Genomic DNA, 16,071 nt, shown 5'->3' with positions numbered 1-16,071 from the left:
GGATTAGAGGGGCCGCGTCCAGGATTGCTCAATCAAATCGCACCCAAAGGAGCGTACGTTTTTCTCGCTTTGCAACGTCCAGCCTGACCGCGCGTATAACGCACAGGCCGCCGTGTGGCTGGCATGGGTCCACAACACCATATCTGTATATCCGGTATCGCGCGCAAAATCAGTGCATGTCGCCAGTAATTGTTGGCCCAAACCCTGCCCCCGCGCCTGTGGCGACAGTAAAAACAGCCGCAGTTTGGCCGTGGTTTCGGTAACTCTGACACAGAAAATGCAGCCCACCCTCTGACCGTCCATTTCCGCGATCCAACCGCGTTCTTTTTCGCCGTCATGCTGATCAAAAAACTCTGCGACAATATCGGCCACCAGCACTGCAAACGTGTCGTCAAACCCGTCATCGCGTGCGTAAAGGTCACTGTGTTGTGCCACAATCCAATCTGCATCTGTCGCCACGGCAGGGCGAATCGTTATCTGTTTCATTGCACCAGACTACCCCTCTCGCCTTGCCAATCAATACGGCCCAAGGGTACATCAAGGGCACACATCCAAAGGACGTCTTTCATGGGTATTAACGACCAACGCGATATCGAAGCCAACCTTCAGATCGGTCCCACCGATTTGGGTCAGGTCCGCCTGTTCATCGAAGGCGACGGCATTGAAATTCCGATGGATTTCCTCCCCGAAGAAGCCGAGGAAATTGCAGAAGAAATCATGGCAGCGGCCAAAGCGGCCCGTCTTGTGAAAACCAAGTAATGACCACCGAAGCCCGCGCCGTTCCATTGTGGCGCGTCGGCGTGATCATGTTGATTTCAATGACGTTGATTGTCGGCGGGGACGTCGCAGCCAAAGTCCTGTCCCAAAGTGGCGTTAGCCCGATTTTCACCGCATGGACACGCTTTGCACTGGCGGCCCTCGTGTTGTTGCCGTTTTGCGGGCTATCACGGGCCGATACCCCCGCCCTGCGCGACCCACGCGTATGGCTGCGCGCGATCCTGATCATGGCGGGCATTTGTCTGATCCTGACGGCCCTGCGCACCGAACCTGTCGCAAACACGTTTGGGGCATTCTTTATCGGGCCAATTGTCGCCTTTGCGCTGTCCGCACTGCTGCTCAAAGAACGCATCACACTGGTCCGCGCCGTGCTTCTGGCGCTCAGCTTTGTTGGTGTCCTGCTTGTGGTGCAACCGGGCTTTGGTGCGACGCTGGGCATGGTGTTCGCCCTTCTCGCGGGTGTTTTTCACGGCTGTTATGTCGTGGCGACCCGCTGGATCGCCCCCCTTTATCGTCCCCGATTGTTGCTGATTTCACAACTGGTCCTTGGCGGCATTATCCTTGCACCCTTCGGGCTGGCAGCGTTGCCAGACGCCATAACATGGGCCGGATTGGGCCTCATCGCGATCAGCGCCATGGGGTCTGCGTTTGGCAACCTTTTGCTCGTGACGCTCAGTAAAACAACGCCTTCCAGCGTGATTGCCCCCCTCATCTACACGCAGCTGATCCCTGCGACGATGCTGGGCTATCTGGTCTTTTCGGATTGGCCCGATTGGGTCAGCTTTGTTGGCCTCGCCGTGATTTTCACCACCGGCATTGCGTCGCTCGCGCTATCGCGCCGCTAAAATGCGCGCAGGCTCTCGGGGTCGCGCAATCCTTGCAGGCGCATCGCCGCCGTGCGCGCAAATTTTTGCACCATCACCTTACGCCGCGCCGGTGCCAGCTTATCCTCGGGTGCCATCCGCACGACCTCTGCGTCGTAAGCATCCGCCAAAATCAACCCGGTTTCATCGGGCAACAACTCCGTCGGAAAATCCCCATCCACGGCCCAGAAAAACCGGTCGCACCATTCAAGATAGCCCTGCCATTTGCTGTCTGACATGAAATCAGCACGGCTGGATTTGCATTCAATCACCCAAACCTCACCCTTGGGGCCCAGCGCCATCACATCCACCCGCAGACCGCGCGTCGGCACGAGTTCTTCGACGCAAACAAAATCCAGACCGCGCAAATGGCGGCACACCCCCCGCGCCAAAAGCTGGCCGGGTTGAAACGTCGAAAGGTCGGATTGGATCAGATCATCAGGCATTTCCCAAACATGAACAATACAGGAACATCCGTCAAGACCCGTGCCCCTTGACATGATACCTTTTGGTACTGCATAAAGTGATACCAATCAGTATCACGTGAGTCGCCATGAACACAGACCAGCCCATCTTCCGCGCCCTCGCGGACCCCACCCGCCGCGACATCCTGTTGATGCTGCGCGATACCGACATGACCATCACACAGGTCGCCAGCAATTTCGACATGACCCGCGCGGCGGTGAAAAAACACCTCACGGTGTTGTCAGACGGCGGCCTGATCACCGTGCGCGCCAACGGGCGGGAAAAATATAACGCTCTGAACCCAAACGCTTTCACCCCCATCCGTGATTGGCTGTCGTTCTTTGATGCCTTTTGGGATGACCGTCTTAGCACCCTCAAAACACTTATTGAAAAGGACAGCACATGACCCATACGCTGACAAAAACCATCTATTTGAAAGCCCCGAGAAAAGACGTTTGGCCCTATTTGACCGAACCCGACAAAATGGCGCTTTGGTTTCACAAACCGACGAAGACGTTGGAAAAAGGCGATACCTTTGCCATGCATGGCACCACCAGTGGCGACAAATTGATCTCGGGCGATGTCATCGAAGCCTACCATTGCGAACATTTGGAATACACATTTACGATTCCGCACATGCCCGACAACGTCAGCACCGTTCGCATCACCCTCGAAGACGTCTTTGGCGGCACGCGGCTTACGCTGGTCCACGAAGGCCTGCCACTGGGCGAAGACGCGTTCGATTTCGTTCTCGCGCTTGATAAAGGATGGGACGGACATTTCGGCCAACTGCGCGACGCAGTGCATGGAACCGACTGAACCTAAGCCTTGAAGATGCCCGCCCTGCGCACTACGTATTGCAGCGGCGGGCTTCTGCTCTTCTCGTAAATACGGAACAACATTCCAGTGGCCTTACGCAAATCCGAGGTGGCTGGCGCTGTCGGGGCTCTGGCTTCGTTACCTGGCTACCACCTGTACTTACAGGTCCTCGGGAATTAGATTCCTACGGTTGCAGCGGTTCCCGCCACCTACTGCCGAAACCTGCGCCGGTCTTTGCGATCAGACACGCGCACGGGAATAGGCTCTGCCAGAAAAACCGGCATCATCCGCCCGCCACGGGGGTCATCATCATCATCGTCCTCGGCCATGCCCATCACGGCAATCGCAAACTGCACACCCGCAAAGACGATCCCGTTCAGCACCCAAAACACGATCACAGCCATGACGCCAATGTCAGATCCCGCGATCAGATGGCCCAGTCCTGCAACATCAAACCACAGCACCAAACCAACGAAAACCGCCGCGAGCACGAACCCGATCGCGCAGCTTTTGATATAGAGTTTGATAAGATCAGGCATTTTTTGATGTGACATGGCAGTGCCTCCTACCGACAATAGGTAAGATCGAAATACGCAAAGTCCAGTGTCTAAAACGCCTCGGGCTTGGCTTCTTTGGCCATGTGATCAAGAACCGCGTTGACGAATTTGGGTTCATCCCCACCGTCAAAGAATGCCTTGGCAACGTCTACATATTCCGTGATCGCAACCCGCGGCGGCGTGTCACGGCCAATCAGTTCAACCCCGGCGGCGCGAAACAACGCCCGCAACGTCGGATCAATCCGGCCCAGCGGCCAGCGCGCCACAAGCGCGCGATCGGTCATCTGGTCAATCTTGGCCTGATGGTTGACGGCATCTTCGACAAGCGTTTTGAACAGGTCGATATCGCCGTCCTGCATTTCGGCACCTTCATAGGTTTCGCCAAAACGAAAATGCATAAATTCAGCAACGACCGCATCAATGGTCTGGCTGGAATGTTCCATCTGGAACAGCGCCTGTACCGCATACAGCCGCGACGCAGAGCGCATTTTGCGGCGTTGGTTGCCAGACACATTTGAAGTCGTTTGGGTCATGCAGTCGAAGATCCATCGGTTTTGCCCGCCATCAGGATGTCGTTGGTGAACCCAACGCCCTTGCGCGCGACGCTCCACTTACGGGCCAGCGCGATCAGGTGCAAGGCCGCAGCAGCCGCCCCGCCCCCTTTGTTTTGGTCATTCACATCCGCGCGGACCTCGGCCTGCTTTTGCGTCTCAACGGTTAGGATTCCATTACCGATGCACAGCCCCTGGAGCCCCAGCAACTGGATCGCGCGGCTGCTGTCATTGCAGACCGTTTCATAATGGGTTGTTTCACCACGAATGACACAGCCCAGCGCGACGTAGCCGTCAAAATTGCTCATGCGTTCGGCAATTCCGATGGCCGTCGGGATTTCCAACGCGCCGGGCACTTCGATAACCTCGTGTGTGCCGCCAGCGGCCTCAATCTCGGCCTTGGCACCTGCCAGCAGATTGTCGGCGATGTCTTTGTAATAGGGCGAAATGACGATCAGCAGTTTCGGCGCGTCGTCAAATTCAGCACGCGGCATGATGTAGTGTGATGATCCAGCCATTAGCCAAGCTCCGAAATCTTACGGGTTCCGACGATCTCAAGCCCGTAGGCCTCAAGGCCCACAATCTTGGGCTTCGGTGAATTCGTCAGCAATTCAATCTGCCCAAGGCCGAGCGAAGACAAAATCTGCGCGCCCAAACCATATTGGCGCAACGTCTGCGGGGACACATCATCATGGGCGACCATTTTCATCGACGTGTCGCGCAGCAACACGACAACGCCGCGCCCTTCTTCTTCGACCCGTTTCATCGCTTCGCCAAATTCAGCCGTGCGCCCCTTGGGACCAACGCCGATGATATCCAGCATCGGGTCCATGGCGTGCATACGCACCAGCACGGGCGCATCACCAGAAATATCACCCTTGGTCAGAACCACATGTTCATCGCCATGGGTTTCATCCGCATAAATCTTCATCTCCCATTCACCGCCAAATTCTGACGTGATGGTTTCGCTGCCTTGCACGCGCACCAGATTGTCATGGCGGCGACGATAGGCGATCAAATCCGAAATCGTGCCAATTTTCAGCCCGTGCAATTGCGCAAAGGCAACCAGATCAGGCAAACGCGCCATTTCGCCGTCGTCTTTCATGATCTCGCAGATCACGCCGGACGGGTTCAGGCCAGCAAGGCGGGAAATATCAACCGCGGCTTCGGTATGGCCAGCGCGCACCAACACACCGCCCGCACGCGCACGCAACGGGAACACATGGCCCGGCGTGGCAATATCCTGCGGGCCTTTGGACGCATCAATCGCCACAGCAACCGTGCGCGCACGATCAGCGGCAGAAATGCCCGTCGTCACACCTTCGCGCGCCTCAATCGACACGGTGAACGCGGTTTCATGGCGGCTGGAATTATGCGTGGACATCAACGACAGGCCCAGCGCATCCAGACGTTCCGCAGGCAGGGTCAAACAAATCAACCCGCGCCCGTGTGTCGCCATAAAATTGATCGCATCCGGCGTGGCCATCTGTGCAGGAATTACCAGATCGCCTTCGTTTTCGCGATCCTCATGATCCACCAGAACAAACATGCGGCCATTGCGGGCGTCGTCGATGATATCTTCGATGCTGGAAATCGCGTCTTTCCAGTCGGTTTCAACTTGGCCGGGATTTTCGAAGTTTTGGGTCATGACAGTCCTTCAAGCGCAGCTGCCTGCGCATACCGCGTGGGGGGGATTTTGAAAAGGGTTAGTCCAATAACCAGTCAACGTCGCGCGTGGCGGCGACATAGGCTGCGTATTCTGTTTTGAACATACGCCCTTCGGCCTCGTTTAGGCGGCGCCATCCGTGGTTGTCTTCGGGATCACGGCGACATTCAACGTAGGTGAAATGATCATCGGCGTGTTTCAAAATATCGACACATCGATCGCCCGTATCATCCTCAAGCGACGCGACGACCAAGGGCTTTGCGTCGCTCATCCGGCATCCCCGAAAAACTGCGGCGCAGGCAGCGCGCCGGCCATATGTGCGGCGTCCGCCCATTCGCCCTCAAGCGCTGTGTCATAAACCAGGACCATGCGGCTGGCCGGTGTTTTCGCGGCGATAAACGTGTCGCGCAGATGGTTGCGGGTCGCGTTCCACGGGGCCAGCGGCGCAGGGGCCGCGTAGGCGGCTTGCAGTGGGGGCACAACTTGGGGTGCTGTGATGGGCTTGTGCATCAACGCCAATTTGCGCGCCTCAATCAATTCGTTGATTTTGCGCGCTTTTTCAGCTGCAATCGCATCGCCTTTGCTCAACACATCCAACGCATTTGTCGAAAACATGAACCCGATCAGATCATCACCAGAGGCCGCCCGCAGCCCTGCGTATGTCTTATACGGAAGGCCCAATTCCTTGGCGCGGGCCACCCGTCGGCGGACCACTTCGATGGGAAGGCGTGGCATCAAGGCCTTGCGTGCCTTCGCCCAAGCATAGGTGCGCCACTGTTTGCCGGGTTCGTCCACACGGCCCGAATTATGTCCGATCCCGCTCATCCGTAATCCCGAAGACGGGCGACATATCGCGCCATCGTATCGACCTCTAGGTTCACAGGGTCCCCCACTTTGGCATCCCCCCACGTGGTCACAGATTTTGTGTGCGGAATAAAGTTGATACCAAAGCGCGTGCCGTCCACCTCATTCACGGTCAGGGACGTGCCGTTCAGCGCAACAGACCCTTTGGGTGCGATGAAACGCCCCAGATCATCGGGGGCCTCAAGGGTGACGCGGGTGCTGTCGCCCTCATCTTTCATCTCAACGATCATCGCGACACCGTCGACATGGCCCGACACGATATGCCCGCCCAGTTCATCACCCACCTTCAGCGCGCGTTCAAGGTTCACACGTTTGCCAACCACCCACGCCGCGAGGGACGTTTTGGATACAGTTTCAGCTGAAATATCAACGTCGTACCACCCCTGCGGGTCTGTGCCTTTATCGACAACTGTCAGACACACACCGTCAGACGCGATCGACGCGCCGATCTCAATCCCGGAAATGTCGTATGCTGTGCCAATCCGGGCGCGCAAATCGCCCCGGTTTTCCAACGCCAAAACATGGCCCACGTCGGTGATGATACCTGTAAACATGATGTTTCCTTCGTCTCTTTCCCATGCACTAGCCCCTTGATGGAACGTGGGCAAGGTGGCTAGGTGGCACGGCGGGGCGTTTTGCCATAATTCGGCCCCCTTCATGTGGTTAACCGATGCATAACCCGCGCCACGTAACGATGGGACCGAAGTGACCGAGCACGCGACAAAATCTTTCCTGTTCCTACAGGGGCCCCACGGGCCGTTCTTTCACCGCCTTGGCAAAATGCTGCGCGCGGCGGGGGCCGAAGTCCACCGTGTGGGGTTTAATGCGGGGGACCGTGCGTTCTGGTTCGGTGCCAAAGGATATATCCCCTATCGCGACGGACCGCACGAATGGGCCGACACCTTCCGCGCAATTGTTGCAGACAAAAAAATCACCGACATCGTGCTGTATGGCGACACGCGCCCGATCCATGCGCAGGCCATCGAAGCCGCAAATGATCTGGGCCTGAACGTCCATGTCTTTGAAGAAGGCTACATGCGCCCCTTTTGGGTCACCTACGAACGCGGCGGCGCGAACGGCCATTCCAAACTGATGACCACATCGGTGGATGATATGCGCACCGCCCTTGCGCAATCCGAACTCGACGTGCCCGAACCGCCCGCGCATTGGGGCGACATGCGCCATCATGTGTTTTACGGCGCGCTGTACCATTGGTTCGTGATGTTTCGAAACGGCGAATACCGCAAATTCCAGCGCCACCGTGAATTGCCGCTGGTGGCTGAAACGGCCCTGTATACACGCCGCCTGATGTTGATGCCCTTCATCGCGCTTGACCGGATCATATCCACATTTCGCATCAAACACGGTGGGTACCCCTATCATATTGCGCTGTTGCAGCTTGAACATGACAGCAGCTTTCAGATGCATTCACCCTTCACCCGAATGGAAGATTTCCTCGCCGTGGTGATCGAAGGGTTTTCCAAAGGCGCGCCCAAACACCACCACCTGGTGTTCAAAGCGCACCCGCTTGAAAATGGTCGCAGCCCCCTGCGCCGGATCATCACGCGCCTCGCCAAAGATCACGGCGTCACAGCACGGGTTCACTACGTGCGTGGCGGCAAACTGGCGCAGGTCTTGGATCACGCGCGCACCGCCGTCACCGTCAATTCCACCGCCGCCCAGCAGGTGTTGCACCGTGGCATCCCGCTGAAGGTGTTTGGCAATGCTGTCTACGCCAAACCCGAATTCGTGTCTGATCTGTCGGTTGAAAAGTTCTTTCAACGCCCCGCGCGCCCCGACAATCGCGCCTTCAAGGATTACCGCCGCTATCTGCTTGAAACGTCCCAGGTGCCGGGTGGTTTTTACTCCGCACGTGGACGGCGCCAATTGATGCGCCAAGTGGTGGATATGATGCTCGACAAACGTGATCCCTATGAGGCGTTGAAGTCTGGCAAGGCCCCCCCGCGCCAGCAGTTGCGTGTCGTCAAATAACGAACACAACACCTAGGGGGTGCGGTTGCATGGCGGCCACACCCGATCCATGGACCAAGCAAAGACTGGATTCTGCCCACGGATTCCCGTAGCTTACCGACAAAAGGTGAGGTGGCCCCGAAGTCGCCCACATGAAGACCGAGGCAGTTTTAATTAGGTCGAGGAGACCGAAGCAGTGAAATCAGTTGGATTCCGCCTAGCCAAAGGCGTGGCGCTTGCCGCCGCGTTGGCCGTAGTTGCATCTTGTGGCCTCCCCCGCTCTGGCCCGACGAAAAACGAAATCTTCGCAGGTTCTGTGATGCGCGACGGCGATGCATTTGTGTTGTTGGTCGATGACCGCGTCAATCTGGTGGCCTCCGTCACCCCAGCTCTTGGATTTTCGGCAGGCTTTCGCAACGCATCCGAACTGGGCAGCGACACAATCCGCGCCGGCGATGTTCTGGGACTGACGATCTGGGAAAACGTGCGCGATCCACTGCTGGTGCCCGCTGGCCAAAACGCCACTGTACTGGAAGAAGTACAAGTTGACGGCTCAGGCTTTATCTTTGTGCCTTATGCGGGCCGCATCCGCGTCGCTGGCAACACACCAGAGGCTATCCGCCGCATCATCACAACCAAGCTCGAAGAACAAACACCGGATCCGCAGGTTCAGGTGCGTCGCCTTGCCGGTGACGGATCGACAGTGTCTGTTGTGGGTGCCGTCGGCGCGCAAGGCGTCTACGCCATCGAACGCCCGACCCGCACATTGGCGGCTATGCTCGCGCGTGCGGGCGGTGTGACCGTGCAGCCCGAAATCGCGCAAGTGACCGTCGTGCGCGGCTCCCATTCTGACAGCATCTGGTTCGAAGATCTCTATGATCATCCCGGCCACGACATCGCCCTGCGCGCAGGGGATCGTATTTTCGTCGAACAGGATACGCGCAGCTTTACCGCCCTTGGCGCCACCGGGTCACAGTCCCGCGTCGCGTTTGAATCGCAGACAATCTCAGCGATTGAGGCCATCGCCCAGGTCGGCGGCCTGAACACCAACCTCGCCGATCCGACGGGCGTGTTTGTGTTCCGCAACGAACCCGAAGACATCGCCAAGCAACTTCTTGGTCGCAATGACATCACAGGCACCCAGCGCGTTGTCTATGTTCTTGATCTTACAGAACCAAACGGCATGTTCATGGCGCGCGATTTCGCGATCCGTGACAGTGATACGGTCTACGTCACAGAAGCGCCGTTCAGCCAGTTCAACAAGACGATTTCAGCAGTGTTCGGCACGCTGGGCAGCGTCAACACGGCCGCAAGCCTCGGTCAGTAATGACGCTATCGACTGATACAGCCGCCGCGGAGGAAACTTCGCGGCGGCTTTACGTTTACAACGGCGGTTTTCTGACAAACACGCGCATCAAACGCATTTTGTCGCTATCTGGCTATGACGTATCCCTCGGCAAACCCTCCCCCGACGATCTGATCGGTGTGTGGGGCCAATCCCCGACATCGTGGCGCGGCGAAGCGGTGTCTGATCGCACGTCCGCACCTGTTCTGCGTGTCGAAGATGCCTTTCTCCGCTCCGTTCTGCCGGGCCGCGACGGGGAACCGCCCCTCGGCCTGCATCTGGACAGCCGCGGCGTGCATTTTGATCCTGCCCAGCCGTCCGATCTGGAAATGATCCTGCGCGAACATCCACTGGACGACACAGCCCTGCTGAACCGTGCACGCGACGCCATGGACGCGATCAAGCGCGCAAACCTGAGCAAATACAACGCCTTCGATCTTGATCTGGCTGCGCCCGATCCCGGCTATGTACTGGTGATCGATCAAACGGCGGGGGACGCCAGCGTCACCGCCAGCCGCGCGGATCGAAACACATTCCTCGAAATGTTGTTCGTGGCCCGCGAAGAACACCCCACCGCCCGCATTCTTATCAAAACCCACCCCGAAACCACCGCTGGTCATCGCGATGGTCACTACCGCGACACGGATTTGGGCGAAAACGTCGCATTTTACAGCGATCCCATTTCACCCCACCCGCTTTTGGACGGCGCCATTGCCGTCTACACCGTGTCCTCCCAATTCGGGTTCGAAGCCTTGCTTGCGGGGCACAAAACCGTGGTCTTTGGTCAGCCGTTCTACATCGGATGGGGCCTGACGGATGACCGCATGCCGCTGGATCGCCGCCAACGCAACCTGACCCGCGCGCAAATATTTGCCGCCGCGATGATCCTCTATCCGCGCTGGTATGACCCCTACCGCGACCGTTTGTGCACGCTTGAGGACGCGATAAAAACCCTAGACGCGCAGGCCCGCGCGTGGCGCGATGATGCACAAGGCTGGGTCGCCTCTGGCATGCGGTTGTGGAAACGCGCACCGCTGCAAAACGTGTTCGGCACATCGCGCAAAATGATGTTTCAGGACGATCCCGAAAAGGCCGACGCACTTGCCGCTAAAACGGGGCGGGGCCGCATGGTCTGGGCGGGCAAGGCTGCAGGCCACGACAGTGCGCTGCGCGTCGAAGACGGGTTTTTGCGCTCGCGCGGGCTTGGCGCGGACCTCACGCCACCGCTGTCCCTCGTGCTCGATGATCTTGGTATTTATTACGACCCCACAGGGCCAAGCCGCCTTGAAACGCTGATCGAAACCGCGACCACGCTGCCCGATGTGGCCGTGCGACGCGCCGAAGATCTGATAACAAACATCATCGGCGCGGGTCTGTCTAAATACAATCTGGCGGCCGATGACATCCCCGCAGACCTTCCGAACGGGCGCCGTATCCTCGTCCCCGGTCAGGTCGAAGACGACGCATCAATCAGGCTCGGCACAACCGACGTGTCGACAAACCGCGCCCTGCTAGCGGCCTGCCGCGCGGCCAACCCTTCGGCTGTGATCCTCTATAAACCCCACCCGGATGTTGAGGCTGGCCTGCGATCAGGTGCTGTCCCCGACGCCGCCGACCTCGCCGATGTGGTCCTCACTCAAACATCCCCCATCGCCGCACTCAACAGCGTGGATGAGGTCTGGACAATGACCTCAACCCTCGGCTTCGAAGCCCTCTTGCGCGGCAAAACCGTCACCTGCCTCGGGTCGCCTTTTTATGCGGGTTGGGGGCTCACGGATGATCGCGCGCATCCGATTGAACGGCGCAGCGCGCGCCCGACACTGGCGCAGCTGACCCACGCGGTTCTGATTGATTATCCACGATATTTTGACCCCGTCGCAGGGTTGCCCTGCCCCGTCGAAGTGGTGATTGAACGGCTCGAAACCGGAACCCTCCCGCGTCCGTCACGAGCAAATCGGCTGCTGGCCAAACTGCAGGGTGTCTTCGCAAGTTACGCCCAAATCTGGCGCTAATTACGGGCCCAACGGTGCATCAGATCCGGCCCGATCTGTTGGGTTTCAACCAAGCGATACCGCGCCACATCCGCAAGCGGGCCACGCGCCATCGCGCCGATTGACGGCGTACCCTCAGCCCCCAACGCAAGCCCCGCGGTAAACCCGACAATATCATCCACCAGCCCCGCCCCCAGCAGCGACGCCGCAAGGCGCCCACCGCCCTCACAGAACACGCGCGTCAGGCCGCGATCCGCCAATTGTTTCATCATATCGACGGGATCAATCGCCCCCTCAGCAGTTTCGCACAGGACAGTTTCCACGCCCTCACCCTGCCAATCCGCCAGCGACGCCCCTGCCCCATGGCACAGCCAAAGCGGAGCCTCATCGGTGGTGGCGCGCAGCGCCTTGGCCTCAATATCAAGCCCGCGCGACGCCACAATGCGCACAGGTTGGCGCGTTACGCCAAGGCCACGCACCGTCAGGGTCGGATCATCCGCGCGCACCGTACCCGCGCCTACCAGAACCGCGTCATGACGCGCCCGCATGGCATGCACCGCACGGCGCGCTGCTGGCCCGGTGATCCATTTGCTTTCGCCAATCGCCGTGGCAATCCGCCCGTCAAACGAACTGGCCAGCTTCAGCGTCACAAACGGGCGATTTTGCGTCACCCGCGACAGAAACCCGGCCAGATCAACGCGCGCTTCAGCGCCGCGAACACCAGTTACAACGTCGATGCCCGCCGCCTCAAGCATCGCAATCCCTTTGCCAGAGACACGGGGGTCGGGATCATCCGCCGCGATCACCACACGGGTCACGCCCGCAGCAATCAGGGCCGCAGAACAGGGCGGCGTTTGTCCATGATGTGCGCAAGGTTCAAGCGTGACATAGGCCGTCGCACCCGCGGCATCGATACCCGCCAGCGCGCGAGCCTCCGCATGGGGTCGCCCCCCATCTGCCGTCCAGCCCCGCCCGATCACGCGGCCATCTTTGACAATGACGCAGCCCACATTCGGGTTGGGCCAGACACGACCGAGGCCCCGCCGCCCGAGCGACAGGGCCACGCCCATAAATCTATGGTCTATCGCAGCGTTCAATCGTCCGATGGGGCTTGTGGGCGCAATTCGCTCACAAATTTATCGAAGTCGTCCGCAGCCTGGAAGTTCTTGTAAACACTGGCAAATCGCACATAAGCGACGGTGTCGATGCGGGCCAAAGCCTCCATCACGATCTCACCGATTTGCTTTGATCCGATGTCGGTTTCGCCCATGCTTTCAAGGCGCCGCACGATGCCAGAAATCATCTGATCCACGCGTTCCGGCTCAACCGGGCGTTTTTGCATCGATATCCGCACAGAGCGTTCAAGCTTGGGTCGGTCAAAATCTTCACGACGCCCGTTGGATTTGATCACAACCAGATCGCGCAATTGCACACGTTCATAGGTCGTAAAACGACCCCCACACGCGGGGCAAAACCGGCGCCGCCGAATGGCGACGTGATCTTCCGCAGGGCGGGAATCCTTCACTTGGGTGTCGACGTTTCCACAAAAGGGGCAACGCATGTCTGTCCTCGTTTATCTGCCTCTGGGGTCTAACGCCCCATTTATCCACAGCCACTATAGGCTGCGGGATAAGTTTTGGGTAGTGGGCAATTTCAGACGCTAGATGATGGGCCAACGGCGTGACAGATGTGACTCAGTCGGGCAATTCAACCCATTCACGATTGCGATCATCCCAGACAAATCCAAGCGCTTGTTTTGCCTCAAAAAGTGCGACATCCCAGCCAAAATCAACGCTGGAACGGTCACATTCCAACCGCGCGATTTCGGTGTCATTTTTCGTGACAGTGACACCACCAAAGCTTCGGTGCGGGATGTCTTCGTACTCTTCTTCGCCAAACATACGTTCAAAACCCGCGTACGTGAGGTAGGAATAGGGCCCGGTGTTAAATGTAATCGCCTCACTTATCGACCGCCCGACGCCGTTCCACGGCTGATAATCCACTGATGCGATCGGTTCCATAAGTTCTAGATCAGGCGTTTGACCAAGCGGGCCGAACCGATAAAATGTGTCTGTCGCGGTAAAACAAACACGCAGCACATTTTCGCTATCCGCTATGCGGCAGGACAGGAACGTGCCTTCGCCATCCAGGCAATCGGCCCAAGCGGCATTTGTGAAAGCCAGTAGTGCAAAAATGGCCTTCATGACCCCTCCAATGTTGGAATATGCCAATCGTTCCCGCGCGCTGTGTCGCTGTATTCGGGCCAATTGAACCCGATCGGGGCCGGATAATCGCACAGCGGCGCGATGTCGTGTTCGCCCTTACGGCGGTCAAATTCGGCGAGGGCAGTGTCACGCGCGGTGTCGTCCTCAAGCAGACGCAAAGCCGACAGCGCCAAAACCTGCGCCGCCGCCTGAACCATAGGATCAATCGTTTGCGTCATGCCCCCCAGCGCATTCATCGCCCACGCCGGATATGGCCCGCCCTTCAACGCCGGACGCGCCATGTAAAATCGCGCCGTCGGGGCGTGCCACGTCATATCCGTGTAATCATCAGACGTGGAATTGCGCTGATTTGGCGGTAGGGACTGTCGCAAAATCGCCTCTGCCTCTTGCGGGGGGATCAGTTCTTTACAGGCGGGCAGGATCGGGTCGGCGTCTGGCTCTCCCCCGCAATTTTCCTGCACCTTGCGCATCAATGCTTTGGCGTCTTCATCCCAAACCGGCGGGCCAACATGTTGAATTTGCTCCCAAACCAGATTCGCCATCGCGTGGTTCGCCAATCCGGGGCGCGATTTACAAACCCAGTGGCGCTCCACCCGACACCCCGTTTGCCCCGCAATGCTGTGCGCCAAATCATCGAGGCGCGACGAAACCGCCTCGGCCATTTCAACGGTCGGAACCCGCATCATATATTGCAGTTCCGCCAGCCCCGCCGGCAGGTTGTCCGCCGTCGCCTGCCCCGCACTCAGGATCGCCTCGGAAATGGACCAACCGCCCGTATGGGGCAACATCGTATCGCGCAACATACGGGCCTGGCTGTACATCATCACCAACGCATCATTGGCCCCGGGTGCGCGAATATCGCTATGGCTTTGCGGGATCGGCGCGCCGTCTTTGGCACCAAACAGATGCGGATCATCGCAGATAAACCGATAAATCATCGAATAGGCCGCGCCGCAATGCGTGTCCCAACGCACGGTATTGCACATGGGCAGCATGTAAAACGGATGGAACGACAACATCCCCGCCAGCCCATCGTAATACCCCTGCGCAGCATGGATCGGCTTGGACCCGCGCACCTTTTCCGCAGGCTCCCCCGTGAATCTCAACCCGCCTTTGATGCCGTGCAGATCCATCGCGACCTTTGTGGCCAAAAGCCCGCCTAACCCACTGATCCCCAATGCAGAATGCGGGTCTGTGTGGCCCGCAGCATGGGGCCCAAACCCCTCACGCGGGCCGGCCTCGGGGCGTGCGGCCTGGCAGTTTCCCGGCACCGCGTCATATTCGGCATACATGCCCACCACGGGCCCATCACCGTTTGACCATTGCGCGCAAAACGCCGTCGGCATCCCGCCACTGCCCTCCTCAACCGTGAACCCTTCGGCCCGCAACCGTTCAACGTACCAAGCAGCAGATTTGTATTCCCGCCACGCAGGTTCGGCGAAATCAAAGATGCGCGCGCAATCGGCAGACAAGCCTGCGCGGGCATTTTCCACCCATTTTTGCGCACTGGTTTGGGCGGCGGATAGGCTCATCTTAGCATCCCCGTAACATGGCGCTGATGGCGCACGGTTCTATGTTCGAAAAGGTAAATTCCCTGCCATGTTCCCAGCTGCATCCGCCCTGAAATGACAGGAATCTGCAAGCTGACGGGCAACATCGACGCCTTGATATGGGCAGGCATGTCGTCTGGGCCCTCATACGTATGCTTCAGGTATGACATCGACGGATCGCTTGCCGGTGGAACAAGCCGATCAAAATAGGCGACAAGGTCTGTCTGTACTTCGGGGTCTGCGTTTTCTTGGATCAGCAGCGAACACGACGTGTGCTGCACAAACAACGTCAAAATACCGGTGCCCGACACCTGCGCCGCCACGTCGCTGGTAAAATCATACAGGCCAGGCCCGTGCGTTGAAATCGTCCATTCCATAGGCGAAGTGTTCCGCGCACGCGCCCGTCATGCAAGGGTGCAAATGCAAA

21 protein-coding genes are annotated in these 16,071 nt (G+C 58.5%); 7 read left to right on the top strand and 14 right to left on the bottom strand.

The features are described 5' to 3' along the window. Positions 1-3 precede the first annotated feature (3 nt). On the bottom strand, positions 4-486 hold the full coding sequence (locus L0664_RS03060; RefSeq protein WP_235224156.1) for a GNAT family N-acetyltransferase: 483 nt from the start codon (positions 484-486) through the stop codon (positions 4-6). 81 nt (positions 487-567) lie between these two features. Between L0664_RS03060 and L0664_RS03055 the strand changes: the two genes are divergently transcribed. Continuing rightward, positions 568-759 carry a DUF6324 family protein gene (locus L0664_RS03055; RefSeq protein ID WP_235224155.1) on the top strand — a complete coding sequence of 64 codons (192 nt, stop codon included), beginning with the start codon at positions 568-570 and terminating at the stop codon, positions 757-759. Continuing rightward, positions 759-1,622 (top strand): DMT family transporter, encoded by an 864-nt coding sequence (locus L0664_RS03050; RefSeq protein ID WP_235224154.1) that lies wholly within the window; start codon positions 759-761, stop codon positions 1,620-1,622. Before L0664_RS03055 ends, L0664_RS03050 begins: the two co-directional genes overlap by 1 nt. On the opposite strand, the gene L0664_RS03045 is transcribed toward L0664_RS03050, so the two are convergent. Next, a complete protein-coding gene (locus L0664_RS03045) occupies positions 1,619-2,086 on the bottom strand; it encodes an MmcB family DNA repair protein (protein ID WP_235224153.1) in 468 nt (155 codons plus the stop codon). The genes L0664_RS03050 and L0664_RS03045 overlap by 4 nt on opposite strands. A 107-nt stretch (positions 2,087-2,193) precedes the next feature. Between L0664_RS03045 and L0664_RS03040 the strand changes: the two genes are divergently transcribed. Both L0664_RS03040 and L0664_RS03035 read left to right on the top strand, forming a co-directional pair. Continuing rightward, a complete protein-coding gene (locus tag L0664_RS03040) occupies positions 2,194-2,511 on the top strand; it encodes an ArsR/SmtB family transcription factor (protein ID WP_235224152.1) in 318 nt (105 codons plus the stop codon). Then, the gene (locus L0664_RS03035; RefSeq protein WP_235224151.1) at positions 2,508-2,924 is read left to right on the top strand and encodes an SRPBCC family protein; all 417 of its coding nucleotides are present in this window, start codon (positions 2,508-2,510) and stop codon (positions 2,922-2,924) included. Before L0664_RS03040 ends, L0664_RS03035 begins: the two co-directional genes overlap by 4 nt. Positions 2,925-3,133: 209 nt before the next feature. Here the strand turns inward: L0664_RS03035 and L0664_RS03030 are convergent, their stop codons facing one another. Genes L0664_RS03030 through L0664_RS03000 form a run of 7 tightly spaced genes read right to left on the bottom strand, consistent with a single transcriptional unit; the run spans position 3,134 to position 7,116 of the window. Further along, positions 3,134-3,478, bottom strand: coding sequence for a hypothetical protein (locus tag L0664_RS03030; RefSeq protein ID WP_235224150.1), 345 nt, complete (start codon positions 3,476-3,478; stop codon positions 3,134-3,136). A gap of 53 nt (positions 3,479-3,531) precedes the next feature. Beyond that, positions 3,532-4,014, bottom strand: a complete 483-nt coding sequence (nusB, locus tag L0664_RS03025; RefSeq protein WP_235224149.1) for a transcription antitermination factor NusB — start codon at positions 4,012-4,014, stop codon at positions 3,532-3,534. Beyond that, positions 4,011-4,550 (bottom strand): 6,7-dimethyl-8-ribityllumazine synthase, encoded by a 540-nt coding sequence (locus L0664_RS03020; protein WP_235224148.1) that lies wholly within the window; start codon positions 4,548-4,550, stop codon positions 4,011-4,013. The genes nusB and L0664_RS03020 overlap by 4 nt, the downstream gene beginning before the upstream one ends. Continuing rightward, a complete protein-coding gene (ribB, locus tag L0664_RS03015) occupies positions 4,550-5,680 on the bottom strand; it encodes a 3,4-dihydroxy-2-butanone-4-phosphate synthase (protein ID WP_235224147.1) in 1,131 nt (376 codons plus the stop codon). The genes L0664_RS03020 and ribB overlap by 1 nt, the downstream gene beginning before the upstream one ends. A 58-nt stretch (positions 5,681-5,738) precedes the next feature. Continuing rightward, entirely contained in the window at positions 5,739-5,969 is a 231-nt protein-coding gene (locus L0664_RS03010) for a hypothetical protein (protein ID WP_235224146.1), read from the bottom strand. Next, positions 5,966-6,523: a hypothetical protein gene (locus L0664_RS03005; protein ID WP_235224145.1), complete on the bottom strand. Its 558-nt coding sequence runs from the start codon at positions 6,521-6,523 to the stop codon at positions 5,966-5,968. Before L0664_RS03005 ends, L0664_RS03010 begins: the two co-directional genes overlap by 4 nt. Continuing rightward, positions 6,520-7,116 carry a riboflavin synthase gene (locus tag L0664_RS03000; protein WP_235224144.1) on the bottom strand — a complete coding sequence of 199 codons (597 nt, stop codon included), beginning with the start codon at positions 7,114-7,116 and terminating at the stop codon, positions 6,520-6,522. Before L0664_RS03000 ends, L0664_RS03005 begins: the two co-directional genes overlap by 4 nt. Positions 7,117-7,267: 151 nt before the next feature. Here L0664_RS03000 and L0664_RS02995 point away from each other — a divergent pair, with 151 nt between their 5' ends. From L0664_RS02995 to L0664_RS02985, 3 genes are all read left to right on the top strand, one after another. Continuing rightward, a complete protein-coding gene (locus L0664_RS02995) occupies positions 7,268-8,554 on the top strand; it encodes a capsule biosynthesis protein (protein ID WP_235224143.1) in 1,287 nt (428 codons plus the stop codon). 175 nt (positions 8,555-8,729) lie between these two features. Further along, on the top strand, positions 8,730-9,860 hold the full coding sequence (locus tag L0664_RS02990; RefSeq protein WP_235224142.1) for a polysaccharide biosynthesis/export family protein: 1,131 nt from the start codon (positions 8,730-8,732) through the stop codon (positions 9,858-9,860). Next, complete coding sequence (locus L0664_RS02985; RefSeq protein ID WP_235224141.1) at positions 9,860-11,890, top strand: capsular polysaccharide biosynthesis protein; 2,031 nt, start codon at positions 9,860-9,862, stop codon at positions 11,888-11,890. Before L0664_RS02990 ends, L0664_RS02985 begins: the two co-directional genes overlap by 1 nt. On the opposite strand, the gene ribD is transcribed toward L0664_RS02985, so the two are convergent. The 5 genes from ribD to L0664_RS02960 form a co-directional block, all read right to left on the bottom strand. Further along, the gene (ribD, locus tag L0664_RS02980) at positions 11,887-12,939 is read right to left on the bottom strand and encodes a bifunctional diaminohydroxyphosphoribosylaminopyrimidine deaminase/5-amino-6-(5-phosphoribosylamino)uracil reductase RibD (protein ID WP_235224140.1); all 1,053 of its coding nucleotides are present in this window, start codon (positions 12,937-12,939) and stop codon (positions 11,887-11,889) included. The genes L0664_RS02985 and ribD overlap by 4 nt on opposite strands. Before the next feature lie 23 nt (positions 12,940-12,962). Beyond that, the gene (gene nrdR, locus L0664_RS02975; protein ID WP_235224139.1) at positions 12,963-13,430 is read right to left on the bottom strand and encodes a transcriptional regulator NrdR; all 468 of its coding nucleotides are present in this window, start codon (positions 13,428-13,430) and stop codon (positions 12,963-12,965) included. 133 nt (positions 13,431-13,563) lie between these two features. Continuing rightward, positions 13,564-14,073, bottom strand: a complete 510-nt coding sequence (locus L0664_RS02970; protein WP_235224138.1) for a hypothetical protein — start codon at positions 14,071-14,073, stop codon at positions 13,564-13,566. After that, the gene (locus L0664_RS02965) at positions 14,070-15,626 is read right to left on the bottom strand and encodes a zinc-binding metallopeptidase family protein (RefSeq protein WP_235224137.1); all 1,557 of its coding nucleotides are present in this window, start codon (positions 15,624-15,626) and stop codon (positions 14,070-14,072) included. Before L0664_RS02965 ends, L0664_RS02970 begins: the two co-directional genes overlap by 4 nt. Next, the gene (locus L0664_RS02960; protein ID WP_235224136.1) at positions 15,623-16,021 is read right to left on the bottom strand and encodes a secondary thiamine-phosphate synthase enzyme YjbQ; all 399 of its coding nucleotides are present in this window, start codon (positions 16,019-16,021) and stop codon (positions 15,623-15,625) included. Before L0664_RS02960 ends, L0664_RS02965 begins: the two co-directional genes overlap by 4 nt. Positions 16,022-16,071: the final 50 nt, after the last annotated feature.

Origin of the sequence: Octadecabacter dasysiphoniae, from assembly GCF_021532615.1 — a bacterium.
In the GTDB taxonomy this organism is placed as follows: domain Bacteria; phylum Pseudomonadota; class Alphaproteobacteria; order Rhodobacterales; family Rhodobacteraceae; genus Octadecabacter; species Octadecabacter dasysiphoniae.
The sequence above is the reverse complement of the archived record's forward strand: the minus strand, read 5'-3'. Positions and strand labels throughout refer to the sequence as shown.